This is a genomic window from Mesorhizobium sp. M0910 (assembly GCF_040319465.1).
In the GTDB taxonomy this organism is placed as follows: domain Bacteria; phylum Pseudomonadota; class Alphaproteobacteria; order Rhizobiales; family Rhizobiaceae; genus Mesorhizobium.
This window is the reverse complement of the sequence record NZ_JAMYNZ010000003.1, coordinates 645,303-671,039: the sequence shown is the minus strand read 5'-3', so window position 1 is coordinate 671,039 and position 25,737 is coordinate 645,303. Positions and strand designations below refer to the sequence as shown.

The following is a 25,737-nucleotide window of genomic DNA, read 5'->3' as shown; positions in this document are numbered from 1 at the left end:
GGCCCATCTCCCCTGAGGGGCGTCTTTGGCCGGTCAGCCGTCTCGAAGGGGCAGTTGAGCAAAACGATTCCCAGGCTCAGGCCGGTCCGCAAACCGTCCCAAAAGACCCACAGGTTTTCCACAGGTTATTCAACCTCCCCCGGCCCCCTCCGGGAAGAAGTTCAGCAAGCGAGGGCGCGGCATTGAACCTTGAACCGTGCTGTCGCGCCCTCGGAGCGGGTGGGTCTTGAGGTGTCCAGTTTATGCTGCCGGGAGTGTCCAGTTTGCACTGCCAGCGGTATCCAGTTCACCTACAAAACGGAGAGGGGATGGCGCCTGGATGACGCTGCCGCGGCGGGTCGCGTTGTGGCGCGCTGTGCTATGAAAGTTAGTGACGGGTACTTTCTTCGTTCGCTGTGAAACCACCTGAGTTGCCCAAAGTGGGTCCGGAAAGGCGATCGACTTCGATAGATGCCGAAACCGCACAAAAAATTTTCGTGCTATTTTTCCCTCGGAAATCAAGACTGTAACGTTTTGACGGCCCATAGGTCGGCTTCTCAATTCTATTGGTCCGCGCTTCCCACGTCAGCGCACTTTCACGTCGCCTGTTCGCTTGTTATCGATGTGAACTGGATTTTTGTTGGCAGCGTCCGATCCGCTCTTTACGTGATCGATAAAGGCTCGCAGTTTCGGCATCATTTGATGGCGGCTGGGATAATAGAGAAACACGCCCGGCGCTATCGGCGCGAACCGCTCCAGAACGCGCACGAGTTTTCCGGCTTTCACTGGCCCAGCTGAGATCGGCGCAGGCACTTGCGCGAGCCCCATGCCCTCCACTGCCGCGCCAAGTACGGTGGGAAAGTCGTGGGCGACGAGCGGTCCCGAGATGAGCGCCTCGACCGGCTTGTTGCCGTTGACAAAGGACCAAGGCGCGATCGACCCGTTCGAGCGGCGCATGCGCAGGCAGGCATGCTCACGCAGATCTTCGATACGCTCCGGCCGCCCCTGCCGGCGTAGATACTCGGGGCTGCCCACGACGACGAGCGGAAACGGCGGCGTGAGCCGCACCGCGATCATGTCCGCTGCGATAAACTGACCGAGCCGGATGCCTGCGTCAAATCCTCCGGCCGCGATATCGACCAGTTCCTCACTCGCGGCGATCTCCACCTCGACCTCGGGATTGGCTTGGCAGAAGGATGCGATCAGTGGCTCCAGCAGGATCGGCACCACCGCGCGCGGTACCGAGAGACGCAATAGTCCAGCCGGCCGCTGCCCGAGGTCACGCGCGGCCTCGCTTGCGGCGACGAGCTCCTCGAAGGCGGGCTTTGCGCGCGACAAGAAACGTTCGCCGGCCTCGGTCAGACCGACGCTGCGTGTTGTGCGGATGAAGAGTGCTGCGCCGAGGCGCGCCTCGAGCGCGCGTACCGCCTGGCTGATCGCCGATGGAGTCACCCCGAGTTCCGCGGCTGCTCTGCGAAAGCTGCGGTGCTGAGCAACGCTCAGGAATGCCTCGACGCCGTCGAGCGCGCCTTGCCTCACTGTGAAGTTCTGCTTCATGGCCCATCAATATTATCGCGGATAGTCGCTTACCGGAAGCGATCCTAGATTTGATGGGCAAATCCTGAATGGAGATTTCCCGATGGCCGAGCCGTCACCCACCCAATCCCAGACCTCCACCGCAACGACCACTGGCGTGTTTGCACTGTTGACGGCAAAGCCCGGCGTGAAGCGCGAGCAGGTTATGGCCGCTATACCCGCTGAGATACGCGCGACGGTCCAACTCTATCTTGAAGGCAAAATCCGCGAATGGCACTCGCGGGAAGACGGCAGAGGCGCCGTCTTCCTTCTGAACGTCAAAGACGTGGCTGAGGCGAGTTCGATCATGGAGGCCCTGCCGCTCGCTCAAGAGAATCTGATGGATCACGAGTACATTCCCGTCGGTCCGCTGATGCCATTGCGCCTGCTATTGGGAGCCAGTCAGCCAAGCAATAACTCGGCAGACCGTGAACCCAGCGTTTAGTGCATGAATCTCGGCGCTGGGGCGAAGTCTCATGGAAGGCCAGCTCGGCATTCTGACTCCGGTGTTCGAGGCCGCGTCAATCAACATCTGATTTGAGAAAGCATATGGAAGGACCGCTGATGCCCGTCGCCGCTGTTCCCGCTGGTATCGTGTTCCGAATGTGCTGAACAGCGCAGGCGCCGGCGCTTATCCCGATGTGCTGACCCCGGCTTCATGGTGCCATGCTCGATCCTGCTGCACACGCTGTCACTGCGCCAGTTAATCCGGCGCAGCCGGGCGGAAACGGCGCGGTATTCTGATAGCGGTGCTTGAGGCCGCATGAATCAAGTCGCGATAGGAGATTTCATGTCACCGGCAACGATCTTCGACATTCAACTTGTTCTGGGCTACGTGCCGTGGCTCATCTGCTTCGGTGTGTATTTCTGGCCCAGGCTCAAGTCGATGGACCGCGTTGAGGCGCAGCGCGCCATCGCGATCCTGCACGCTTTCCGCTTTTTTGGGCTGGTCTTTATCCTTCCGGGCGTTGTCGGCCCCGATCTGCCCGCTGGCTTTGCAGAGTTCGCCGCATATGGCGACTTCGCAACAGGACTGCTGGCCATCCTGGCGCTTCTCACGATCAGGGCGCGCTTCTTCTTCTGGCCACTCGTGCTTGCTTACAACATTGTGGGGATAGTCGATCTCTTCGTCGATTATTATCACGGCACCGTGTTCAATCTTGCGGCGCTTTCGGGACAGTTGGCCGCCACTTATGTAATCCCGATTGTCTATGTGCCCTTGCTCATGATCACACACTTCGCCGCGCTCTATCTGCTGGTGCGTCCGCAGTCCAATCCGGCTCGGGCCCACGGCAGCGATTCGGCCGTTGTTGACGGTATTCCGGCAGCTGAGCAAACGATGCTTCGCCAAGGCGCAATTCGAAATTCGATCGATCGATGCCGGTAGTCTCTGAAACCGAGCAAGTTTCGACTTGGCGAATTTTCCCTTTATATTCAAGATCGAAAATGTCTGACGAAGGGGACGAATGCATCGAATTTTTCGCCGCCTGCGCGATGCCAGCTTTGCAATCAGCATGGCGGTCAGGCTTCTGGCGCTACCACCGTTCCGACTGTGCGGCCGAACTATCCTCGACGAGGACATTTGATTGCGGCCCACCGCGCACGTCGGCCTCAGAATGCGTTTCCGAATGCGGTAGTGCTCCAGCGTAGAATGGCGCGCAAAAAGGTGGTTGAGGCGGACGCGCACGACGAGACACCTCGGTTGGTCGTATTGTCAATGAGGTTGATGATGGTCTCGTAGGTCCGCAGAGGGCGGCGACGACCTCGTCGGGGTTCTCTTCCGCGTAGTGAAGAGCCAAGCGGCCGACCGCGAGATCGACGACTTCATGACCGTCCCACGCGCGCGCCCAGGGTGATAAGAAGCTCGTCCAGTTGCTCGAACGTCTCGACCATTGCATCCGCCGCCCCGGTGCCGGCAGCGTCGAGAACTTCCTTCGAGGGATAGAGCTCGTGCAGGACCAGCAGCGTCTTGCCACCTTTTTCCTCGAAGGTCACCGTGGTCACGGGCCCACCCTCACCATCTTCCTCATTGGTCCAGACGAGGCGCGAGTGCGCTGTCACTTCGAGGTACGTGCCGAAGAACACCATAGCATCGGGTTCGAACTCGAGACGGTACTTGCCCCCGACACGAACATCCATTTCGCAGGAACGCAGGAGCATGCCCATCGACTTCGGCACCCACCACTGCTTGAACAGCTCGGGCTTGGTCCACGCCTCGAACACGATGCGCGCCGAGGCGTCAAAGGTACGCGTAACGACTAGCTCACGCTCGGACTTCCGTTCCACCGTCGTGCGGTTCTTCATGGGGGTAGGCTCACTCTCACTTCCTGCGTCCATCGACCTTCTCCTTCTGTTTCAGTTCCTCGATAACCTTATCCAGCTCGTCGAAGCGTGCGTCCCAGAGCTGGTTGTACCTCTCGATCCATGCCGCCTCTTCCTCTAGTCGGCGCAGGCCGAGCTTGCAGGTCCGCACGCGTCCGACCTTCTCCGTGGTGACGAGCCCCGCCTGCTCCAAGACGCCGACATGCTTTTTCATGCCCGTGAGGGTCATGTGGAACTTCTCGGCAAGGTCCGTGATCGAAGCGTCTGCACGTCCGAGCTGCTCCAGAACGCCGCGTCGGGTGGCGTCCGAGAGCGCGGCGAACGAGGCATCGAAGCGGGTCCGAGCATACTGAACCATGTGGTTCAGTATGTAACACATGGATTAGCGGCATTCAAGGGGAGACCGAGCGCGCGCTGCGTTGGTTCTCCATTGAGTGTAGAAAAAATTGCGCCGTTAGATCAATGCGTTGCCATATTCAAGAACAATCGAGTGGGAGTGAGGGGCGTGCTGTGGAGTAAAGTAGGATAGGATATCGCGCTGTAGGCGATACCAGCACAGCAAAAGTAGCCGATAGTTCTCAATTCGCGATGACTGGGATCAGCCGGCATTAGCGTCGGCTCCGATGATACAAACCCTCGACTGCAGAGGTCACGTTCCGAGGGTTTGTATCAAATCCGGCTGTGCCTGGTGTGGGGCGGTCGCGACCAGCATTCCTTGTCGAGCGCCTTCGACTATGGCTAGTTCCGCGATGCCTTCTTTGGTTTCGCGGCCAAGTCCGGGACGCTTCGTGAAAGAGATCGCCGATGTCGTGTCGCCCTAACGCAGCAATAACCGAGCACAACGCACCCGCCGCCGGCCAGAGTTTTTTGGAGCTGCCCTTGTCGCCGTGGGCGGGACTCTCGCCACGATCAATCAGAAGGCATATGCAATGACAACAACATCTCAAGATAGTCGTTATTCGCGCGGTCTTGAAATCTTACGGCAGATTGGCGGAGAGAATTTCGACGCGCCGATTAATAGTCTTGCCGAGACATCCGTCGACCTTTCTCGTTTCACCGTAGAATACCCATACGGAGACATTCTATCGCGGCCAGGTCTCGACCTCCCATTGCGTCAGCTGTGCACTATTTCAATGCTGCTTGCCGACGGAAGCGCCCAGCCGCAGTTGAAGTTTCATATGGCGGGCTTTCTCAACGCCGGCGGCGAGCCAAAGGCGCTCATCGAACTCATGTTTATATCTGTAGCGCTCCTCGGCTTCCCGCCAACGGTAAATGCGATCGGCCTTATTCGTGCGGTGTTCGCTGAGCGCAAGCTCGCTTTTGAACCCATCGAGCCCTCCGCAGGCGATGGATCGACACGCCGACAGGCCGGGTTGGAGGCGCTCGACCGGCTCTCTGGAGGCGATGTGCAGGCATATTTCGATGGCTTTGCTGCCGGTTCGCCTGACCTCGCGCAACTCTCCATCGAGTTCGCCTTTGGTGAAATGCTGGCGCGCGACGGCCTCGAACAAAAAGCCAAACTGTTAACAATCATCTCGATGCTTGCTGCCAGCGGCAATCGTGCGGCGACGCTCCGTCTTCATCTCGCCGGCGCGCTTGCCCATGGCGTGACGCGAGAGGAAATCATCGAGGTGCTGATCCAGCTCAGCGTCTATCGGGGTTTTCCGGCAGCGCTCAACGCGTTCGCCGTCGCCAAGGATATGTTCGCTGCCGGGTCGCCAACGATTGCGGCAAACGTCCCCCCACCCGCCGTGGTCGCGAGCCGCGCAGACCGGTTGGAACGCGGGCGTGCTACGCTTGCACAAACGTCCGGTTCATCGGGCGATGCCGTGGTCCGCAGTTTCGATGATGTCGCACCTGATCTCGGTCGAATGATCGTCGAGCATTCTTATGGTGAGGTGTTTTCGCGGAGCGGAATCGACATGAAGTCTCGGGAACTCAGCGCCTGCGCTGCTCTGGCAGCCGTTGGTTCTGCCACGACAGAGATTCCGCTTCGCGTGCACATCAACGCCGCGTTGAACGTTGGCGCGACGCGGGAAGAAATCCTGGAAACGCTCGTAAACCTCACTCCTTACAGCGGCTATCCCGCGACACAGCAGGCGGTTCGTATCGCAGCCGAGGAATTCTCTAAGCGCGGTTAGTCCCAAAAGGGCAGATCACCTCAGGGGCTTTCAAAACGGCTGACGACGGCCGATAACGGCGGGGCGGACGTAGGAGAGGCCGTCGCGAAACGGTCTCTCTCGCCCATGCGCTTTACTGCTGACGGTCTTTTATCAGGCGCTATGCCGAATGTGCGTGTGCCTGCGAAGCGGAAAATCGACCAATTGATGTCGATAGTCACTCCTTCTTGAACAAATCCTGGAAGATAAGCTGGCCCCAAGTACGGCCGCGTGCGTGCACCAGCGCGCCACCCTCGTTGAGCTTTCCCAGCTTGACGGGTGCGAACCCGAGTTGTTTGGCCAAGGCCGCCACGGGAGCGGTCGCGTCCTCGTCGTCGCTCGACAGAAAGACGACCCGGTGGCCGCCCTCGACGATCGGATCGGCAGCCAGGGTGGCCGCAATCAGGTGATTGAACCCTTTCACGAACTTGGCGCCGGTGAACGCCTTCGCGACGAAAGCGGAGGACGGGAGACCGTCCAGCTCTTCAGGGACCGGAAAGAGGTTCATCGCGTCGATGACCGTCTTGCCTTCCCAGCTCGGCAGGGCTTTCGCAACCTCGCGGTGCTCCCCGAACGGGACCGCCAGGATGATCGTGTCGGCCTCGAGTGCATCCCGCAGCGACTTGGTGACGATCGTGGGTCCAATCGCCCGAGCCTGCGGCGCCAACGCCTCGGGCGGACGGCGGCTCGCGACGGTCACGTCGATGTTTTTACGGGCAAAGGCGTGGGCGAGGGCCTGGCCTATCTTACCGAATCCTACAATTGCGTAGCTCATAATCTTCTCCGATTTGTGTTGGTATTGATTCCCCGGCCTTCAACGGCGCTGGGTTAGCGCGTCAGAGTTGCGCAAGACCGCCGTCAACGGCGACCTCGCTGGCAGTCATGAAGCTGCTGTCCGACGACGCGAGAAAGGCCGCCGCCGCCCCGATCTCCGCCGGATCGGCCATGCGCTGGAGCGGAGTCATCGAGGCGAAGACCTTCTGGCCCTCCTCGCCCAGCGCTTCCTTCGCTAGCTCGGTCGCAGTGGCCCCGGGCGACAGCACGTTTACCCGGATGCCGGTGCCCTTTAGGTCCTCCGCCCAGGTCCGCGCGAGGTTGCGCACTGCCGCCTTGCTCGCGCTGTAGGCGCTCATCCCCGGGGCGCCAGTGGTGCCAGCGCTCGATCCGGTCAGGATTATCGAACCGCCCTCGCTCATCAGCGGCAGCGCCTTCTGGATCGTGAAGATCGTACCCTTCACATTGGTGTCGAAGGTTTCGTCAATGTGCTCGGCGGTGATCTCGCCGAGCCGAAGCTGGCTTCCCGCCCCGGCATTGGCAAAGACGATGTCGAGGGTTCCACGCTCGGCCTTCACCGCAGCGTAAAGTCGGTCGAGGTCGGTCAGATCGGAGACCGAGCCCTTCACCGCGCGGGCATTGGGCCCGAGGTCGGCCACAGCGGCGTCGAGCGCTTCCTGCCGGCGGCCGAAGATGAAAACGAAGGCGCCCTCCTCGATGAAGCGCTTTGCTGCGGCGCGGCCGATGCCGGTAGCGCCGCCGGTGATGACTGCAACCTTCCCTTCAAGCTTTCCCATGACTTATCCTTCCAGGCCTTCGCCTTTGGTTGTGCCGGGACACCCCCGAGAACCTCGAAATAGGTCCGCCGGCATCAGGTGTTGAGTGCGGAAGCGCGCACATCGGTGGTGCAAAATCGATCCGGCGGGACGCCAGCCGCGACGATCGATGTCCGCCGTTCGGAATTGGGCCGCGCTCGTCGACATAAGCTATGATTGACCGCCCGTACTGCTGTTCGATGTGTTAGATACGGGCTTTGGAAGGCGCACCGTGCGGTGCCGGATTGCACCATGATCGACTGGGATGACGTTCGCTATTTTCTTGCCGTCGCGCGCGGAGGCTCGGTGCGGGCCGCCGCCGAGCGCGTCGGGGTGAATCACTCGACCGTGCTGCGGCGCATCGCCCAGCTCGAGGAACGCCTCGGGGCGCACATGTTCGAAAAGCTGCCTTCGGGCTACCGCCTGACGGCTGCGGGCGAGGAGGTCCTCGACCTCGCGAACCAGATGGAAGCGTCGTCGCACCAGCTGGAGACGCGCGTCTTCGGGCGCGACCAGAGCGTGCGCGGGCTTCTGCGGGTGACGCTGGCACCGCCCCTCGCGACACACCTGCTCATGCCGGATTTCGCCGATTTCGCGCGTCTGCATCCGGACATCGAGATGGAAATCTTGTCGTCCGGCGAGCTGGCAAATCTGACCAACCGGGAGGCCGACGTCGCGATCCGCGTCGTCTACGACCGCAAAACCCTGCCGCTCAATCTTCACGGCCTGAAGGGACCGGAGCTGTTCGGCGGCGTCTACATGTCTCGCGATCGACTAGCCGCGTGGCGTGCGGGCGCGCCTGATCCCATCCGGTGGATCGTCATAAGCATTCATGGCATCCCGGATTGGGCCAGCGAGGGTGAGGTTCGTACCACGGGGGTTCCGTTCAGGACCACGGACGGCGAGGCGCAGATCGTTGCAGTACGGCAAGGGCTCGGGATGACGACACTGCCGTGCTTCGTCGGAGATGCCGACCCCCTACTGGTGAGGGTGCCGGGCACCGACCTGCACATGTACGGAACGCTCTGGCTTCTCACACAGGGGGAGACACGCAAGACGAAGCGAGTGCGGCTCTTCACCGAGTTCGTATCCCGCACGCTCGCCGCGTACGCGCCGCTTCTCGCGGGACGGTCCTTATCGCGTGACTGACGCGCGGCAGGTAGCCGATGGCGCTGTCTCGAGCGTACCGCTGTATCAACTTACGCAGCCCGATGTAAATCTCGGGACGGACTCTGGTTGTAGACTGCCTCGTGACCGTCTTTTTCGTCTTAACGGTTGAAGATAGAAGAGTATCCCTGCCACGGGCGATGCGCGGAAAGCGACGCTGTGACCGGCAGGTGTCACAGCTTTCCTACTCCGGTGTGCTGGCTTTTTTTCTGCGCCGAATAGTGTGCGACTGCGCAACGGCCATTTTCAACTCGGGTGTGATCTCCAACGGCGCATTCTCTGCCCCATGTGGGTTCTGTAGCCCCTGGACCTGGACGGTCGGAAATGGGAGTTCGATGCCCTGCTCCTTGAAGACCTGGCGGAGGCGTACATAGAACTTGCGTTTCATACCGAACGCGCCTCCCGGTCTGGTTGTGGCCTTGACCCTCAACACGATGCCGTATTCGCCGAACTCCTGTACGCCCTGCATCTTGATCGGGTCGAGCACCCAGTGTTTGAACTCTGGATCTTCCGCCAGTTCGAGGCCGATCCGCTTGATCAGCTTGCGAGCGAAGTCGATATCGGTGTCATAACCAACGGTGATGTTGAATTTGTCGATAACCCAGTCACGGCTCTGGTTTTGGACTGCCCCGAGTTCACCGAAAGGTATCGTGAACAGCGGACCACGATGGTGACGCAGCTTCACCGAGCGCAGCGAGAAGCTTTCCACAGTACCCTTGTAATTGCCCGATGAAATGTATTCGCCAACACGAAACGCATCATCGAGCAGAAAAAACACACCTGAAATGACGTCCTTGACGATGGTTTGTGCGCCAAAGCCCACGGCGACGCCGACGACGCCGGCGCCGGCGATCAATGGGCCGATCTGGATACCCAGCGAGGCGAGCATCATAAGCACCGCCATCACGATGATCGACGCGAGCAGAATGTTCTGGAGGATCGGCAAGAGCGTGTGCAGCCGCGCCTGTTGCGGATCGAGGACCGGAACGTCCTCGTCGCTGATCACAGGGTGCGGTGTTTCGATGCCCAGCTTTCGTTCAATCAAAGCTTTGATGATCGACCAGCCGAAGTCGGCGGCGAGGGCAATCACCACGACATTGATCAAGCCGCGCAATATGAACGTCGTCGTCGTATCGCTGTCCCGCATGGATTGCATGTCCAGACCCCAGACACGTGCGAGAAGGTAAGCCGCCGCCAGGATGAAAATCATTCGGATTCCGCGATCGATGACAGCGATCGTCACCGCCGGGATCGTGGGCCGGCCGACATCTTCCGAACCTGGCCGAAGAACGAAATTAACCCCGCGCTGCGTCACCACGATTGCCAAAGGCAGGAAGAACGCGGCGAAGGTGAACCAGAAGTATGTATAAAGGCCGGCGATACGCTGCAGGAACAGGACGACGAAATAAGCAGTCAATAGCCATGTCGCTTCCGTGTGACCGATGTGGCGCGCACCGTCTCGCTGCGTTCTTGGCCGACGCCAAATGGCAAGCAGCAGGAGCAACAGCAGCACGAAATCGGCGCCCAGTGACAGGACCATCATTCCGTCCTGATCGATGCCGAGACCTGGCAAGAGGATAAACGCGGCGCCGAAGAAGGCGAAGACGCCGACGATCCGGGGTAGCCAAAAGGACCAATGGTCAGCCGCTTCGTTGGTGATCGGCAAAGCACGAACCTCGACGGCGTTCTCGACGTTCATGAAGGAAGGGACGAGCATGGCCATCACGTACATGCGCACACCCCATGTAACGACTGCCGCCATCAGAAATGTCAGTACAATCTCGCGGATAAGCATCGGCCAGTCGAACAACATGAATGCGCCGGCGCTGCCCAGTGCGAAAGAGACTATCAGCATGCTGGAATAAAGCAGGCGGCCACCAATCTTCTTGGCTCGCCCAACGGGCGTATCCTTGGGTTGCGCGATAATCCAGAGACGAAATGGGCGGGTGAGCTTGTACGTTGCCCAAGTGAGCGCCAGGCCGGCAGCGATGAACATTGCAATCAGCACAAATACGCCGGCAGGCCCCTTGCTGGACATATCCTCCATTGTCTCTGCCCGAACGCGCGCGAACTGGCTTGGCAGCAAGGGCAAAGTTCGCACGATTCGTTCGATATGATGCCTGATCCCATCGAGCGTCGAGGATGCCATCGTATTCATCGGGCCTGGTGCGGCCACGGCGCCGGACGATGCGTCGGTCGGCGAAGCCCCTGGCTCGGCAGGCGCTCCCGTTGACCCGGCGTCCTGATTTCGCTGTTCGGCCACCCAGGCCTTCACTGACGGATCGTCGAGAAGCTCGAACAGCTGTTTGACCCTTTCAGGCGGGACCGTCGCCGGCGCCTGCGCCTGTGCCTGACCAGCCAACAAAAGGGCGATCCCAAAGACGAGCGGCCTGGCAATCAAGGCAAACATCGCGGTCAGGTCTCCGAGACGCCGTGCCGGGCGCGCCAGATTCCTGGCCCCCAATCGTCGAGTGATGCGTGGCATCGTGCTGTAACCTTCCGGTCAAATCGGCAAGCAACGACATCTATGTCCGTTGTTGCCTTACCTTGAAGAAACCGATGTTGCGGTGCAAGACGTCATCGTTCCGAGCCGGACCTTGCGCCGGGTACTTGGCGGTGTTTATTTAGCCGCGGGGGCAGGGCATTCCGACCTCGGCCCAGGTCTCCGGCCGTTCTATAAACTGGGCATCGACGTTAAACCTCAGGAACTGATTTCCTGAACTGACTAGGACAGACCTTTGGCGGTCGCTCGGTGGTCAACTGCTTCGCGCACCGCTGCGGACATTGGAAACCATGATGTTGCTTGAGATGCAATGCGCTTCCGGGTCGGCGCTGCCATGCGGCAAATCAGGCCGGGAGCCGCCACATTCGCACACGACCTGTACCACGCAATTCCGTTTCCTCGAGTGGGTCGCAAGCAAAATTTGGTCCAAGCAGTTGATGAGTTGCATCCGAAATGCGGATTTCATCGGGCTCCGCGGACGTTTGGATACGTGCGGCGAGATTAACGGTGTCGCCCCATAGGTCATAGGCAAACCGCCTTTTGCCTATGACGCCCGCCACGATTGGTCCTGAGTGAATTCCAATTCTGAGTCTTATCGGTTCTCCTGCGAAGCGTTCGCGCTTGACCTCGTTGCGCAGTTCAAGTGCATAGTGCGCAAGGGCTTCCGCATGATCGGATCGCGCGGCGGGCAGGCCAGCGACCACCATTACACAATCGCCGATTGTCTTGATCTTTTCGCAGCCGTATTGCTCCGAGAGCAGATCCGCCGCCTTGAAGAAGTAATTTAAGATAGCGAGCGTCGTTACGGCTCCGACGCTCCGCGCTCTTTCCGTAAAACCGACGATGTCGGCAAAAAGCACACTCACGTCAGCATGGTTGTCTGCAATTTGTTCGTCCGCTTTTAAGCGCTCCGCGATCGACGCCGGAAGAATGTTGAGGAGTAGGGCTTCGGCGCGTTGGTATTCACGCGACAATCCCTCTTGGCTCGCCCTCAACGCCTCGTTCATCGATTGTAATTTCTCGTTGAGTTGACGCTCCCTCTCTTGCAGAAGCGTCATTTCATAAGCCTTCTGTTGAAGCCGCTGCCTATTGTCGCGTTCGGCAGCGGCGTCAAGAAAGAGCAGCCACACGCAGGCATTGTCAGCAAAAAGATGGAGGTCCGCGACACGCCCGCCGGGCAGTTCGACCATGTCCATATCAAATGGAAGCTCCGGGCAGGGCAACAAACCTTCCATGAATTCAAGCTGCTCGGCAACGAGCTTACCTATGCGAACTGACGAGAGTCCGTAATGTTTAACGTTACCGCCCTTCGCAGCTACGCAAAGCTGGGCGTCGATTTTTAGATATGCGACCGAGCGCTCGTTGTAGAAAAAATCGTAAATCCAGCTTCTAACTTCTCTTGGCAAGACATGCATGGTTTATTTGCTGACCATCGAAGCAAGTTGACGAAACGCATCATCAACATGTTCACCCGAAAGCGCACTTGTTAGATAGATTTGCCATCCAAGTTGCCTCAGTTCGTCAATTTCACGATCCGATATTGCCCACCGGTCGGCCAGATCTGATTTATTGAACAGCAATACAAACGGCATAGCGCCGAATTCAGCCTCGGCCCGTTCGCGCAATGTGAGCGCCACGGCAAGAGTAGCCGCGCGTGTTCCATCGACGACAAGCACGAGCCCACTCGCACCTCGCACATAGCTGACGCGGAATGAGCCGATATCGTCTTCGCCGGCCAAGTCCCACAAAATCAGATCCACGGTTTTGTCCGGGAATGCGACACTCTTCTTGTCGATTTTCACTCCCACCGTGGTCAAGTAGGTTTCTGAAAAGATGCTTTGCACAAACCTGCGAACCAGACTCGTCTTTCCGACAGCGAACCCGCCCAACATGCAGATCTTCTTTTGCAATATCCTGGGCTCCGCCTAGTGGAAGTTTACCGTAACCGAAACTCTGCGGTTCGCGGAGCTCCCGGTTCGGCTATTTTCAGTCTCCGCTGGCTCAAAGGTGCCCGCGCCGCGAACCAAGAGCAATTCCGGATCGACGCCGCGTTTCTTGAGAAGCGCACGAACTGTTTCCGCGCGCGCCGCGCTGATCGACAACTTGGCCGTTTCACGGCCCGTCTCGTCCGAATGGCCGGTCAACATGAATTGTGCTGTTACCCCTGCCTTGCGGGCGTCCGTGGCCAATTCCTTCAACTGACTCGCCAATTTGTCGAGAACCGGCAGTTGCTCTGGTCCCGGTACAGCCTTGCCAGAATCGAAGAAAATGCTGACCGTTTGAATAGCCTCCCTCAAATGAGTCAGTTCCGGAGGGGTCAACTCACGCAGCTCGGAGAGTTCTAGAGAGAGTCCGTCCGCGGACAGCTGTTGGGCGGCGACCCGCGCCCGATCTATCCAGGCGGCAGGAGCCTCACCCTGGGCAACGATGCGATCCTTGATGATCGAAAGCCGTACTGAATCCGGCGGAGTCAGCGACGCCATCAGCCGCTTCACCACGAACTTCGGATGAAGGCTTTGATAGAATTGCCATTGCGAATGAACGCGGGCAGGATCGACCCCTGTTCCGGACAGCAGAACCTGCGGGTCGGCGGCCTGCGGGTCTCTCAGGCCGGAAATATAGAAATGTCCGCCCCTCGCCGTTTGCTGGGCGACGATGATTCCCGCTTGGGCCTCCAGTCGTGACACATAGGCCTGCCAGTGCTCCGCCGCGCGTGCTTCGGGGCTCACATCACGAACTTTGGAGATGTCGAATTCCGGTCCGCCTGCCGAAAGCTGTCGGGCCGCTGCGCGCGCCCGATCTATCCAGGTGTCGGGAGCCTCACCCTCGGCAACGATGCGATCCTCGACGATCGAAAGCCGAACCGATTTCGGCGGGTTAAGCGACGCTGTCAGCCGCTTCAGCACGAACTCCGGCTCAAGGCTCTGATAGAATTGCCACTGCGAATGAACGCGGGCGGGATCGACCTGCGTACCGGCCAACAGCGACTGCGGGTCGGCGGCAAGAGGGTCTCTCAGGCCGGCAATATAGAATTGGCCATCGCGCACCTTTTGTTCGGCAACGATAATACCCGGCTGGGCCTCCAGTCGCGACACATAAGTCTGCCAGCGCTCCGCCGCGCGTGCTTCGGGGCTCACATCACGAACCCTGGAGATATCGAATTCCGGTCCACCTGCCGAAAGTTGCTGGGCTGCTGCGCGCGCCCGATCTATCCAGGTGTCGGGAGCCTCCCCCTCGGCAACGATGCGATCATTGACGATCGAAAGTCGTACTGAATCCGGCGGAACCAGCGACGCCGTCAGCCGCTTCAACACGAACTCCGGCTCAAGACTCTGATAGAATTGCCAGTGTGAATGAACGCGGGCGGGATCGACCTGCGTTCCGGCCAACAGCGACTGCGGGTCGGCGGCAAGAGGGTCTCTCAGGCCGGTAATATAGAATTGGCCATCGCGCACCTTTTGGTCGGCAACGATGATGCCCGGCTGGATCCCCAGTCGCGACACATACGCCTGCCAGCGCTGCCCGGATTGCCAGGAAAGAAAGAACCAACCGCCTGCGGGAATCAAAACCAGCAGGACTGCAGCCAGGACCAGCCACGGAAATCCCTGGTTTGATTCCTCCTGCTTCAGATCAACGCAGGTCTGCAACTGCGTCTCGACGCCAGCCAACTGCGAACTGTCGCCGTCAAACTGCTCCAGGGCCTGTGAGCATTCATCATGGATGCGAAGCAATACATCGCGAATTATTTCATGTAATTCCTCCGGCGGATTTCCCCGGATCACCGCAACCAAGGTCGCAAACGGCCCAACTTCCGACCAGAGACGAAGCTCCCCGAAACGGATAGTGTCCAGGCCACTCTGTTCTTTCTCGTTAAATGAGTCTTTTACAAAATCCTGAATTGCACTAAGCATCGAGGAAATCAGTTGAGGATCTTCGCTGGTTGCGTTTTCGGCAGTTACATGCTTGATCAAAAGCCCGGAATTGCGGTGAATGAGAAAGACATGTTCTACACGATAGACAAGAGAATGCCTAAGAACAACTTCTGAGAAGCTTGCCCCCGTTCTCCAAGCTTCAAATCTCCACTTGAGCCCATGCCAAGTAAATATGTGTCTTAAGGTTTCATTCAGCGACTGAAAGGTTTGGTCGATCTTTTCGCCGATCGACTTGCGAATAGCCGGCAGAAACACCGGGTATAATATATCCGTCAGCGTGCGCGGGCTTTTCTGGATGGACCGTTGCACAGCCCTCTCGACAACTGGCGCAAGGGCCTCGCCGAGTTGCGCATGAGACGCGCGTGCGGCTGCACCGGGGAGGACGCCCCCCACTGCCGCCGCAAGCTGCTCAGGTTCGTCGAGCAGGTGGGTAACTCGTGAAAGCTCCGAAATTTCGCGGCCGACCAGCAACTGGCGAAGCGTTTCCATGCGAGGATCGGCGGTTGGGATTCCGTCGAGACGCGCACGATAGTCCGGATCAACGTTCCGGGCAATTTCGATCAAAAGGCGAGCCAGAGCCTCGCGATCAATCTCTGTATCGTTCGAAGCCGCTCTTTTAGGGAGGCTGATTGGGTCGACAGTCGACGTCAAGTTCCCATCAACTCACTTTCCAGGTACGCTCCGAGTTGTTCTTGCTGCCGACGGGATCCTGATTTAGACATTTTGCAACCTCGACAAACAGGCCAGCCAAAAGATTTCGGTCAGTCTTGACATTGCCAAGATCGGAAAACATTTTCTCCATCAGCATCTGAATGCTTTCATTCTTTTGCTTGATTTCCTCACGCAGCAAATGATCGTTTCGATTTATCCGGTCCGCAACTTCCCGCTCAAGCTCGCTCAACTGATCCGACAACGCGCGCACCTGCTTTTCGAGCGCCTGATTTTGCTCGCGAAGATTCCGATCAATCTCCTTATCGGCGTCGGCTCGCGCGTCTTTTTCGTTCCGCAATTGCGCCGCAAGCGAGTCGACCTGCTTCTTTGCATTTGACTCGTACATTTCAAGATTGCGCTTGGCCTCGGATTCGACATCCTTGAAGCGCTGCAAGACCCGTTCTTCAAGCTTGGAAAAGCGGCGGTCATAGTCCTGCATCTGGTTGCCGAACAGCAGATCACGTATCTTGTCGACACCTACAGCGTCGCCGGGAGGCCCGCTCTCGCGAGCCTGGCCCGCCATGAAGTTCAGCCCGCTTCCGTCTGCATTACTTGTCAGATTTGCGTCCGCTTTATTTGCCGAAGAAGCGGTACTCGAAGATTCCTTGGCCATCCCATGCCCCTTCTTTTGACATTGCCACAGCGCTAATTTAGAAACTGATAAACATGTCAGCAAAATAGCCGACCCGCAAGCCGGAATTTTCTCGGCTCAAGTCGGTTCGTGCGTCCCCATTCGGATAGATTTCGACATGCGGCTCGATCCGGATCAGCTTGCGCTCGTGTCTTCGCCCGCGATCATCTTTTTGCAGATGAAATGCGAGAGCGGAGATGCCCTGGCGCATCGACCTCAGCTCCAAGCCGTCGGGCATGCACGCTTGCTATTCAGCCTGTCTTCAAGTCTTTTGCCTGTCTCTAATTCGCCCCGATCTTGACAGGGCAGTGCTGCCATCCGATGCCGTCATCCGGTTTTGACATTCGCCGACTCTTGCCGAAGAAAACGAAAGCTCGATGATCCAGGACAATGCTACCGCAAGGCGGTATGGTACCGATTTTCAATGCCGAGCAAACCGTCGGCGCAACGCTCGCCGGCAGGCCAAGAAAGATCAACGCATCTTGTTCTGCCTTCGGACCGGGCGCGGGTAAGACGGCGTGGCGCATGATCCCTTGGTTTCAATCGTGGTTCCTGCGCACAACGCGGAGGTAACGCTCGCGCGCGCACTCGATTGCCTTCTCGATCAGGAAATAGTGGATTGGGAGGCGATCATCGTCGACGACGCCTCCATGGACCGCACCCCCTCGATCATCGCCGGTTATGTAGAGCACGATGCCCGATTCCGGACGTTGAGGTCTTGCGCGTATAGCGCCGCCGGCGCGCGCAATAGCGGGATTTCGACAGCGCGCGGCCGCTGGCTCATGTTTCTGGATGCCGACGATTGGGTGGATGCCAGCTTCCTCGCCAAAATGCTGGCGGCACTGAAATCCGTTCCCGATGCAGTGGCCGCCTATTGCGGTTCCCGGCGCGTGATGCCCGATGGCGAACTCACCGCGTTGAGCATCGCAACGGAGGTTGCGATCCAGCCCTTCGAGACATTCGCCCGCAGGTGTGCCATCGCCATTCACGCGCTGCTGGTCGACCGCGAGACAATTGTCGAGTTGGGCGGTTTCGATGTGTCGCTGCGCACCTGCGAGGACTGGGACCTGTGGCAGCGCCTCGCACGTCTGGGCAAAAATTGGGTGATGGTCGATGAGCCGCTCGCTTTCTATCGGACCAGCCCCAACGCGCTCAGCCGCAATTCGACGCAGATGCTGGCAGATGCTGAAATCGTGATCGCCCGCGGCTTTTCCGCCGATCCCAGGGTCAAACACCCGGCGTCGGCTCACGCCAATGGAGCGATCGAGGCGAACGGCGGTACCGCCTCCGAGGCACTCGCGTGGTTCGCGTTGTGGAACGCCGCGTCGGATTGCGGCAGCGGCTCGCGCTCGATCAACCCGCGGTCCCTGCGCGCCCTCCCGCCAGGACGCAAATGGGCGCGAGAGATCGCCAAGGTGATCTTCGATGGCCTAGCGGTCGGAAGCCTGTCGGTGCCAGCGCAATTGGCTGCCAGGTGGGACAGGTTCGGCGGCTCCCTCACCGAGTTGATCATCGAACTCGGCAAGGTCTGGAACAATCCCGACGCGGCTCGCCGCGTCCAGTATCATCTTGAGCAAATGCTGCTCGACGTCGACGATCTCGCCGCGCCGCGCAGGCTGGCGCGGACACTTGGAATTCGTGTCGACGCGCGAAATCCGACCTCGATCGAAATGCCGGAAGGAATCGATCAAATCTATGCCTATCTGATGATGGATGGCCAGATCGAGGCTGTCGTGCAATTCGGCGTACTTGGGACAGTGACAAGGGATTATTGGATCGAATTGATCCTGAATGTCGTGCCCCCTGAGCGGCTTGAGGGCCGGTCCGATCCGGACAGTCACTTCGGCAAACTCGCCCAATTGGCCGAGGAAGCGCGGGAGCTGGTTCGGTCGAGCGCCGAACCTGCGGAGCCTCCCCCGGCGCTGCGCCGCGCACGGGCCAGGCACGACAAGGATCGCACGTCGTTCTGGAATGGCTATTTCGCGACCGAGGATCCCTGGAATTACGGTTCGTCCTATGAGCAGGAGAAATATGAGCGGCAGCTCGAAATTCTGCCTGCCGGTCCCATTGGACGGGCGCTTGAGCTGGCCTGTGCGGAAGGCCACTTCACGCGGCAACTGGCGCCGCGCGTGAGCCATTTGACCGCAACTGACATCTCCGCCATAGCCATCGAGCGGGCGCGCGCGCGATGCGGCGATCAGCCGAATGTTGAGTTCGGCGTACTGGATTTCATGGCCGATACGCTGCCGGGTGAGATGGATCTGATCTTCTGTTCGGAAGTGCTCTATTACCTGGATGATCTCGCCGAGTTGCAACGCTTCGCCAAGAAAGTCGTTGAGGCATTGGCGCCTGGCGGCAGCTTCATCAGCGCACACGCATTCGTGCTACGTGACAATCCTGAGAGGACGGGCTTCGACTGGAACACATTCGGTGCACAAGCGATCTCGGAGACGCTGGCAGGGACCGAAGGTCTTGTCCTCGAGCAATCGATCCAGACCGAGCTCTATCGCATAGACCGCTTCCGCCGCCTGTCACCAGGCGACGTGGCGACGGAACCAGTCATTGATCATGTGCCAATCCGCGCGCGCATCGATATGGGGGTCGCGCGAAAGATCGTCTGGGGCGGGGCGCGGGCCTTGCGCCGCGACGTCGCACGTAGCGAGCGGCGGCAGCGTATCCCTGTCCTCATGTATCACAGCGTCTCCGATGAAGGTCCGGCCGCGCTCGCCCGTTTTCGGCTCACGCCCGCCGCATTCGCCAGCCAAATGACATGGCTGCGCGCCAATGGCTTTCACGCGATTAGCTCCGAGAAGCTGGAATGGTTCATCGCCAACCGTCAGCCTTTCGTTGGCCGCCCGGTGCTCATCACCTTCGATGACGGCTTCCAGAACTTTGCCGACCATGCCTGGCCGATCCTGCGCGCGAACGACCTCACCGCGGAAGTGTTCCTGGTGACGGACTTGGTGGGTGAAAGTGCACAGTGGGACGCCTACAGCGGCCCGCCGACGCAGCTTATGGACGCCGGGACGGTGCGACGCCTCGCCGGCGAAGGCGCCTTCTTCGGAAGCCATCTGGCGACGCATCGCGCGATCGATGGTCTGTCGAGCTCTGACTTGGCCGCCGAGCTTCTGCGCTCTCGTATGTTCATCGAACGGTGGACCGGTCGGCCAACCGCGGCGTTCGCGGCACCCTTCTCAGTCACCGACCGACGGCTTGGCAGGCTGGCCAAGGAGTGCGGCTATCGAATCGGCTTCGGCGGCAGACACGGGCCGGCGGACCTCGATTGCGATCCCATCGACCTTCCGCGCATCGAGATTCGTGGGGATCGTTCGCTCGATGACTTTGTTGCGGTTGTCGAGGCCGTGCTCGCATGAACCGTGAACTTGTCAGTGTCTAGATTTGTAACAAGTTGGTTCCGCGTTTTGTTCAGCGTCCCGCTCCGCTTACCTCGTTCGCAAGTCTATTGGGCGACTTGGGACACGGCTGACATCAGCTCCTGCGGGCTTGGCGCCCCAAACATGTATCGCCCGCCCTCTGGAACCTCCGTGAAGCTCCAGCGGACGATCCCTTGCCGGTCCAGCAGGAACTGACCGATCAATTGTCCGTGTCCCGTTGCTATCATCTGCTCGTCGGCTTCGGTCAGTTCGTAATGGTCCTTCTTGTTGAGGATTTCGCTGGCCTCAAGAGGATCCATAGGACCGGGCAACTCGCCTGGTATGTCGACCCGCATATCCTTTGCCGCTGCCATCGAGACCTTGTACGGCCAGTTCGTCTCGTTTTGGGTGAATTCGAGATTGGGCAGTCCAAAAGCACGATGTGAAGCGCGTTCAGGGTCGGAGGCCGCAAGCAGATTCGGCATCGGATGGTAGCGGAAATAGAGACGCGCCCGTTCGATCGGCGTGTTGACCACCGTCAGGCTCTCCACGCCCTTTTCGCGCAGCTCCGGATCAAGCCGCGCCTGGGCGGCGATATGGCGCCGGCAAAACGCACAATGCAGACCTCGAAACAGGCCGACCAGCACCGGTTTTTGTCCGCGAAAGTCGTCAAGCGCGATCTTGCCTTCCTGGGTAATGGCGTCGAGTACCACGTTCGGCGCACGGTCGCCCGGTTGAAGCGGCACCAAGTCACTACGCGCGGACATTTCCAACCTCCAACCCCGGCTAGTCGAGAAAAGGCAGCACCACGAGCGCTTCCGGGTCGAGCCCGTGCTGGGCGCAAATACCCTGCGCCAGGGAAAAGTAGCGTTCGGCCTCGGCCAGGTTGTCGAGGTCGAGATTAAGCGTTGCAAGACCATCATAGCACGGAAACAGCAGTTGGGGTTCGCCCGTTTCGCGGGCTACGTCCAGTGCTTCGTGGAACAAACCAACGGCCAGGTCCGGACGGCCGTTGCACTGGTGGATCTGCCCAAGCACGATCAACGGCACCGGCAGGTGCTCGCGCTGGTCGAGCGCCCTGTCGATCTCGATGGCCTTCTCGGCAGCAGGTATGCCCTCCGTTGGACAGCGATCCGTGAAAGTACAACAAGCGACCGCCAGATTGGCGAGGAGGCGCGCCTGGAAACCCAAATCACCAATACGGCGCGCCACTTCAAGACCGCGCCGACAGACCTCCATCGCCTGTGCCGGATCGATGGTCGTGTATAGCACGCCGAGATTGGTGTAGCCGCGGCAGGCCGCGCCCAGCAGACCGGCGGCTTCGGCCAATTCAATGCTACGCTCAACCTGACGCACGGCCTCACGGTTTCGCCCGAGGCGAGCCAGCGCGACAGCCTTGGTATTGAGTGCCTCGGCGGTCACAAGAGTGGCATCACACCCAACCTCGGAGACATGCTCCGTTGTCAGATTGCGTACGCAATCCAGCGCCGCGTCTGCCCATTTTGCCGCGAGAGCGTGATCTCCGCTACGGAACGCCTGTCGGCCACGTTCTTGCCACAGATGCGCCTGCTCGATCGGGGCATCCGCCCCATCGAGGAGCGCTGCCGCCTCAGCATAGCAGGGTTCTGCCTTGTCCCGCTTGCCGACGTCCCAGAGCAGCCGACCGATCTTACGCAAAACTCGCGCCGAGGCGACGTGATTGGCCGCTTCGCGATATGCCTGCAACACGGTCTCGTAGTGGTGGTGCGCGATCTCGCGGCGGCCTGCCGGGCCGCTCAAATCGGCAATGCGCTCTGCAATTGCCAGTTTGAGCGGTGTTTGCCCGATCGCGTCCAATGCTGTCAGTGCTCGCTCGTAGAAACGAAGGGCGTCGTCGTTGGCGTATATCATGCGAGCGCGATCGCCTGCCGCCCGCAGGTAATGCGCGCCCTTCTCCCGCTCGGCGCTCTGTGCGAAATGATGACCGAGCACGGTCAAATCCTCGAGCCGTTCCGGCTGGTCGCCGCACAGTTGCTCCAAGGCAGCACCGACCCGCCCGTGGATGTCGGTCCGGCGTTGCAGGAGCAGATTCTGGTAGATCACGTCCTGCAGCAATGTTTGCGTAAAGCGGTAGCTTTGCGACAAGACCGAGCCTGATCCGGCAACTTCCTCGATGATTTCCGCATCGCAAAGCAGTTCGCAGCCGGCTTCAAGCCGGCCGGGGTCGGCCGTCACGGATTTCAGAAGTGTGGCATCGAAACGCGGGCCAATTACCGCGGCCTCCTGAGCCAACCGGCGCACCTCTGGGGGCAGCCGGTCGACGCGGGCAAGCAACATCGCCTGGATAGTGGCGGGGATGCCGGTTGCGACTTCGCCGGCCACAGTCCGCCATCGCTGGCCCTCTCGCATCAGTACACCGCGATCGATAAGGCCGCGAACAATCTCCTCTACAAAAAGGGGGTTGCCGCCCGCGCGCTCGAGGATCTGATCGAGAAGCCCTCCTGCGGAGTTTACCCAGCTCTCGCCGAAAAGCGCCGCGAGCAGCCTGCGTCCGTCATCACCATTGAGCGGCGGAAGCCTGAGCGCTGTGTGACTGACCCGACTTGAGTCGAGCTGGTCGTTGTCCGGCGCCGGACGATGCGTGACCAGCAACATCAACCGCGTGCGTTCTAACCTGTCCATCACGAAACGTCGTGCCTCGAGCGACACGGCGTCGGCCCAGTGCAGGTCTTCGACGACGATCAACAGCGGCGACAACGCAAGCCGCCGTTCGATGATTGTGCGGACTGCGTAGAGAATTTGCCGCCGCAACTGCTCAGGCTCGACATGCTGCAAGGTGGCATCGGGGTCGCCAAGGCCGAGCACATGATAGAGCAAAGGCATCAGCCGCTTCGCCTCCTCGCCCTGCAGGCCGAGATCGGCAAGCAAGCCTGCGAGCTTCCCCCGCATTTCGTCCCCATTGTCGTTTTGCATCATCCCGGCAGCGCTGCGCACCACGGCGCCCAAGGCGCCAAAAGATTGTTCGCCCAGCGGTGAGCACGTGGCCTGCCGCACGACGACGTTGCGAAAACGCTCCTCGTCGCCGACGCGGGCGACGAACTCCTTCACCAGCCGCGATTTCCCGATGCCGGCTTCTCCGACGAGGCGGACAAGTTGGGCCGAGCCGCCGCACGCCTGGTCAAGGCTCGCCATCATTCTATTGAGCTCCGCACCACGACCTATTAGTGGCGCACTGAGGCCGAGCGCCTCGAGCCCGCGCGCTGGGCGCGGCACCGCTAGCGGTGCGTCCAGTCGATGGACGAGCACGCTGCCAGCCTTGCCGCGAAACACGACATCACCCAGTGACTCGTAAGAGAAGGCATGCCGGGTCAGCCTGTGAGTGAGCTCGCCTACCAGCACCTCACCCGGTGCGGCCAGCGATTGCAGGCGTTGCGCCGTATTCACTGTGTCGCCGGTCACCGAATAGGATCTGGCGGTGCCGATGCCCAATCCGCCAGTAACGACCGGACCAGTGTTTATGCCGATGTGGAGTAACAGAGGCGAGCCGGAGTGGGGGGTGCTTTCGCCGAGCCGCGCCGTCCGGGCGATCATGTCGAGAGCGGCGCGAAGCGCACGTTCCGGATCGTCCTCATGCGCGACCGGCGCACCGAACAAAGCGAGCAGTGCATCGCCGATGAATTTGTCGACGAAACCACCAAAGTTTCGCACGGCCGCCGTCAATTCCTTGAACAGTTTATTCTGCAGCGCTTGCATGACCTCGGGGTCGAGCTGCTCGCTGAGTGTCGTGAAGCCGCAAAGGTCGGCGAACAGGACCGTTACCGTCCGGCGATCGGCGTCGGAGACGGGATGCAGCCCTTCTTCGCTTTCGATGTTCGGAAGCAGCGACGGAGTTCGAGAAGGCGGCACAATGGTCCGGCTTGGTGCCGGAGCAGGCCGTTCGACGGCTTTTGCGGGCGCACCGACGCTTGCCCCACATTTCGGACAGAACTCGAAATCAGGTGCGCAGGCGTAGCCGCAACTGGCGCATGGCACGGGCTGGCGCCTGCCACACCTCGGACAGAAGGCGTAACCGCCCTCAATCTCGAAACCGCAGCCCGAGCAGTCCATCGAACAAGACCTCACTAGTGGCCGTGACGGCGTGATCTCGCCCGCACTGCACGGCCAGGCTATTCACAAGGATGCACCGATAGCCGTCGACGAGCAAGCGGCAGCGCAAATGGGCATCGAGCCATCCGTGTGGGTCCGGTGGCAGAGCGCTACGCATGACCTCTTGATGCAACGGCTGGCTCGCTGTCAGCTTGCGGTTGTGACTTAGGCTCAGGTCGGCTTGATCTCTGCCTGGCCGATCTTGCGCCATCTGGCGTTTTCGCGAACCAGTTTTAGGTCGTCGGTCGTCTCGGCAAATGTCCGCAATCGGTATTGCCGGAGCAGGTCCGGGAAGAGCGCTCCTTCCGGCAGGCCGGCAAGCTGCTCGCGGACTGAGATCTTTTCATCGATGACCCGCATGCCCCAGGCATTTTCCCGAACCTGCAGCTCCGCAGCCAGATCGCGCTCTTCCGGCGCGTTTTCGTCTAGCGCGGCCAGAAGGATCGAGTGGAAAAGCGCTACATAGCCAATCTGTCTCAGGCCCCCCACGACCCGCGCGCGCGGCAATATGGCAAGGACGAGGAACGTCAGGAACAAGTTCGGCAGCAGCACGCCGTCCAGCAGCGCCTGCCTGAGATACGGCCGCTCGAACGGGATGGAAAGACCTTGCGGCCTGTCGGGCTCGATCAGGTGCCCGTTCTCGAGAACGAGTTTGCGCACGCGCTCCTCGCGAATGCCCCAGAAATAGTCCGTGGCATTGGGCAGGAATCTGCCAAATGGGCTCGATGCGGCCTCTTGCCAGGCACGTTCGAGACGCTGGCGTCTTGCGGGTTCAATGAGCAGTCTGGAAAGAAGGCCGCCGTCATATTCCAGATGCCGCGCCATGGCAGCCGCGGCGGCCCGATCATCGATGAAAACCGGCAGGGCCATGCCGGCACGATCCCAATTGGCGACCAGATCGTGGTTCAGGGCAGTCAGCGCATCGGCGGCGGTTTCAAACACCTTGTCCTGGCTGGCAAGCAGTGTGCCCAGCCAGCGGCTGGCATCCGTTTCATCGCCCACCGCTTCGAGCGCGCGCTTGTTGAGGGAGACGGGACCGGCCACGCAGGCGCTTTTGCGGCACAGTTTGTGGCGCCCCATGCCGAACAGGTTGACCTTGTCGTCGCCGACATCGAGCCATCCCGGCCCCTCCCGGCCAACTGTCTCCATGGTCATCGTCGTTCCCATGAAGCCGACGAAGGCCGACAGCCCGTTTTCGACCGCGCCGAGCCAGGCAAGCAGGAGGGCATCGAAGGTGATCCGGTCCATCAGAAGCAGGCAGTGCAGGCCGGACTGAATCACCGGTCTGTGCTCGAACTCGTCGAGGGCTTTGCCGATCTCCTCAGGCCGCATGATCCTATCGAGGCGCTGATGCAGGACTTCGCGCAGGATCGAGCGGGCAGCGATCGCCGGGCCCGATGCAGGCCTTGCCACCGGCCGCCACAGATGGCGGGCGTAATCGGAAACCGGTGCATTCCAGTTCTGCTCGATGTCGCGCACGACCTCCGGGCAGAGCAGCGACAGCACAGCCAGAATTTCCAGCGGAGGGGTAGGGGTTGGATCAAAGACGGCGGTCATTGGTCCCGTCTAGCCGCTTGCGGTGTAAACGCCAAGCGAGACCAGACTTGCTGGATGCAGCCCTGTTCGCTGACTCGGCACAAATTGTCAGATTGGCTAAACAGCCAAGGCAA

General features: G+C 60.1%; 19 protein-coding genes. 5 read left to right on the top strand and 14 right to left on the bottom strand.

What is annotated here, in order from left to right:
* Positions 1–564 precede the first annotated feature (564 nt).
* A complete protein-coding gene (locus tag NKH78_RS10915; protein ID WP_352506870.1) occupies positions 565–1,536 on the bottom strand; it encodes a LysR family transcriptional regulator in 972 nt (323 codons plus the stop codon).
* Positions 1,537–1,618: 82 nt separating this feature from the next.
* Between NKH78_RS10915 and NKH78_RS10910 the strand changes: the two genes are divergently transcribed.
* The gene (locus NKH78_RS10910) at positions 1,619–1,999 is read left to right on the top strand and encodes a hypothetical protein (protein ID WP_352702016.1); all 381 of its coding nucleotides are present in this window, start codon (positions 1,619–1,621) and stop codon (positions 1,997–1,999) included.
* A gap of 345 nt (positions 2,000–2,344) precedes the next feature.
* Positions 2,345–2,941: a DUF8737 domain-containing protein gene (locus NKH78_RS10905; protein WP_352506868.1), complete on the top strand. Its 597-nt coding sequence runs from the start codon at positions 2,345–2,347 to the stop codon at positions 2,939–2,941.
* Between the two features lie 437 nt (positions 2,942–3,378).
* On the opposite strand, the gene NKH78_RS10900 is transcribed toward NKH78_RS10905, so the two are convergent.
* Both NKH78_RS10900 and NKH78_RS10895 read right to left on the bottom strand, forming a co-directional pair.
* On the bottom strand, positions 3,379–3,858 hold the full coding sequence (locus NKH78_RS10900) for an SRPBCC domain-containing protein (protein ID WP_352737287.1): 480 nt from the start codon (positions 3,856–3,858) through the stop codon (positions 3,379–3,381).
* 16 nt (positions 3,859–3,874) lie between these two features.
* Positions 3,875–4,234 carry an ArsR/SmtB family transcription factor gene (locus NKH78_RS10895; RefSeq protein ID WP_352506866.1) on the bottom strand — a complete coding sequence of 120 codons (360 nt, stop codon included), beginning with the start codon at positions 4,232–4,234 and terminating at the stop codon, positions 3,875–3,877.
* 571 nt (positions 4,235–4,805) lie between these two features.
* Here NKH78_RS10895 and NKH78_RS10890 point away from each other — a divergent pair.
* Positions 4,806–6,017 (top strand): carboxymuconolactone decarboxylase family protein, encoded by a 1,212-nt coding sequence (locus tag NKH78_RS10890; protein WP_352737286.1) that lies wholly within the window; start codon positions 4,806–4,808, stop codon positions 6,015–6,017.
* A 196-nt stretch (positions 6,018–6,213) separates the two neighbouring features.
* On the opposite strand, the gene NKH78_RS10885 is transcribed toward NKH78_RS10890, so the two are convergent.
* Together NKH78_RS10885 and NKH78_RS10880 are read right to left on the bottom strand one after the other, a co-directional pair.
* The gene (locus NKH78_RS10885; RefSeq protein ID WP_352645096.1) at positions 6,214–6,810 is read right to left on the bottom strand and encodes an NADPH-dependent F420 reductase; all 597 of its coding nucleotides are present in this window, start codon (positions 6,808–6,810) and stop codon (positions 6,214–6,216) included.
* 61 nt (positions 6,811–6,871) lie between these two features.
* A complete protein-coding gene (locus NKH78_RS10880) occupies positions 6,872–7,606 on the bottom strand; it encodes an SDR family NAD(P)-dependent oxidoreductase (RefSeq protein WP_352473458.1) in 735 nt (244 codons plus the stop codon).
* Positions 7,607–7,876: 270 nt separating this feature from the next.
* On the opposite strand from NKH78_RS10880, the gene NKH78_RS10875 reads away from it, so the two are divergent.
* Positions 7,877–8,773 carry a LysR family transcriptional regulator gene (locus NKH78_RS10875; RefSeq protein ID WP_352737285.1) on the top strand — a complete coding sequence of 299 codons (897 nt, stop codon included), beginning with the start codon at positions 7,877–7,879 and terminating at the stop codon, positions 8,771–8,773.
* A 202-nt stretch (positions 8,774–8,975) separates the two neighbouring features.
* On the opposite strand, the gene NKH78_RS10870 is transcribed toward NKH78_RS10875, so the two are convergent.
* From NKH78_RS10870 to NKH78_RS10845, 6 genes are all read right to left on the bottom strand, one after another.
* Positions 8,976–11,276: a mechanosensitive ion channel family protein gene (locus NKH78_RS10870; protein WP_352737284.1), complete on the bottom strand. Its 2,301-nt coding sequence runs from the start codon at positions 11,274–11,276 to the stop codon at positions 8,976–8,978.
* Positions 11,277–11,638: 362 nt separating this feature from the next.
* On the bottom strand, positions 11,639–12,709 hold the full coding sequence (locus NKH78_RS10865; RefSeq protein WP_352737283.1) for an adenylate/guanylate cyclase domain-containing protein: 1,071 nt from the start codon (positions 12,707–12,709) through the stop codon (positions 11,639–11,641).
* 3 nt (positions 12,710–12,712) lie between these two features.
* Positions 12,713–13,204 (bottom strand): Rab family GTPase, encoded by a 492-nt coding sequence (locus tag NKH78_RS10860; RefSeq protein WP_352737282.1) that lies wholly within the window; start codon positions 13,202–13,204, stop codon positions 12,713–12,715.
* Between the two features lie 15 nt (positions 13,205–13,219).
* Positions 13,220–15,790, bottom strand: a complete 2,571-nt coding sequence (locus NKH78_RS10855; RefSeq protein ID WP_352506857.1) for an OmpA family protein — start codon at positions 15,788–15,790, stop codon at positions 13,220–13,222.
* Between the two features lie 94 nt (positions 15,791–15,884).
* Entirely contained in the window at positions 15,885–16,550 is a 666-nt protein-coding gene (locus NKH78_RS10850) for a DUF3450 domain-containing protein (protein WP_352506856.1), read from the bottom strand.
* Positions 16,551–16,587: 37 nt separating this feature from the next.
* A complete protein-coding gene (locus tag NKH78_RS10845; protein WP_352702003.1) occupies positions 16,588–16,779 on the bottom strand; it encodes a hypothetical protein in 192 nt (63 codons plus the stop codon).
* A 307-nt stretch (positions 16,780–17,086) separates the two neighbouring features.
* Between NKH78_RS10845 and NKH78_RS10840 the strand changes: the two genes are divergently transcribed.
* Positions 17,087–19,942, top strand: a complete 2,856-nt coding sequence (locus NKH78_RS10840; protein WP_352737280.1) for a trifunctional glycosyltransferase/class I SAM-dependent methyltransferase/polysaccharide deacetylase — start codon at positions 17,087–17,089, stop codon at positions 19,940–19,942.
* A gap of 86 nt (positions 19,943–20,028) precedes the next feature.
* Here NKH78_RS10840 and NKH78_RS10835 read toward each other — a convergent pair whose 3' ends face one another.
* The 3 genes from NKH78_RS10835 to NKH78_RS10825 all read right to left on the bottom strand — a co-directional run bounded on the left by NKH78_RS10835 (position 20,029) and on the right by NKH78_RS10825 (position 25,624).
* On the bottom strand, positions 20,029–20,709 hold the full coding sequence (locus NKH78_RS10835; RefSeq protein WP_254818884.1) for a redoxin domain-containing protein: 681 nt from the start codon (positions 20,707–20,709) through the stop codon (positions 20,029–20,031).
* A gap of 19 nt (positions 20,710–20,728) precedes the next feature.
* Positions 20,729–24,028 carry an ATP-binding protein gene (locus tag NKH78_RS10830; protein ID WP_352882836.1) on the bottom strand — a complete coding sequence of 1,100 codons (3,300 nt, stop codon included), beginning with the start codon at positions 24,026–24,028 and terminating at the stop codon, positions 20,729–20,731.
* Between the two features lie 210 nt (positions 24,029–24,238).
* On the bottom strand, positions 24,239–25,624 hold the full coding sequence (locus tag NKH78_RS10825; RefSeq protein WP_352506852.1) for a hypothetical protein: 1,386 nt from the start codon (positions 25,622–25,624) through the stop codon (positions 24,239–24,241).
* Positions 25,625–25,737 lie beyond the last annotated feature (113 nt).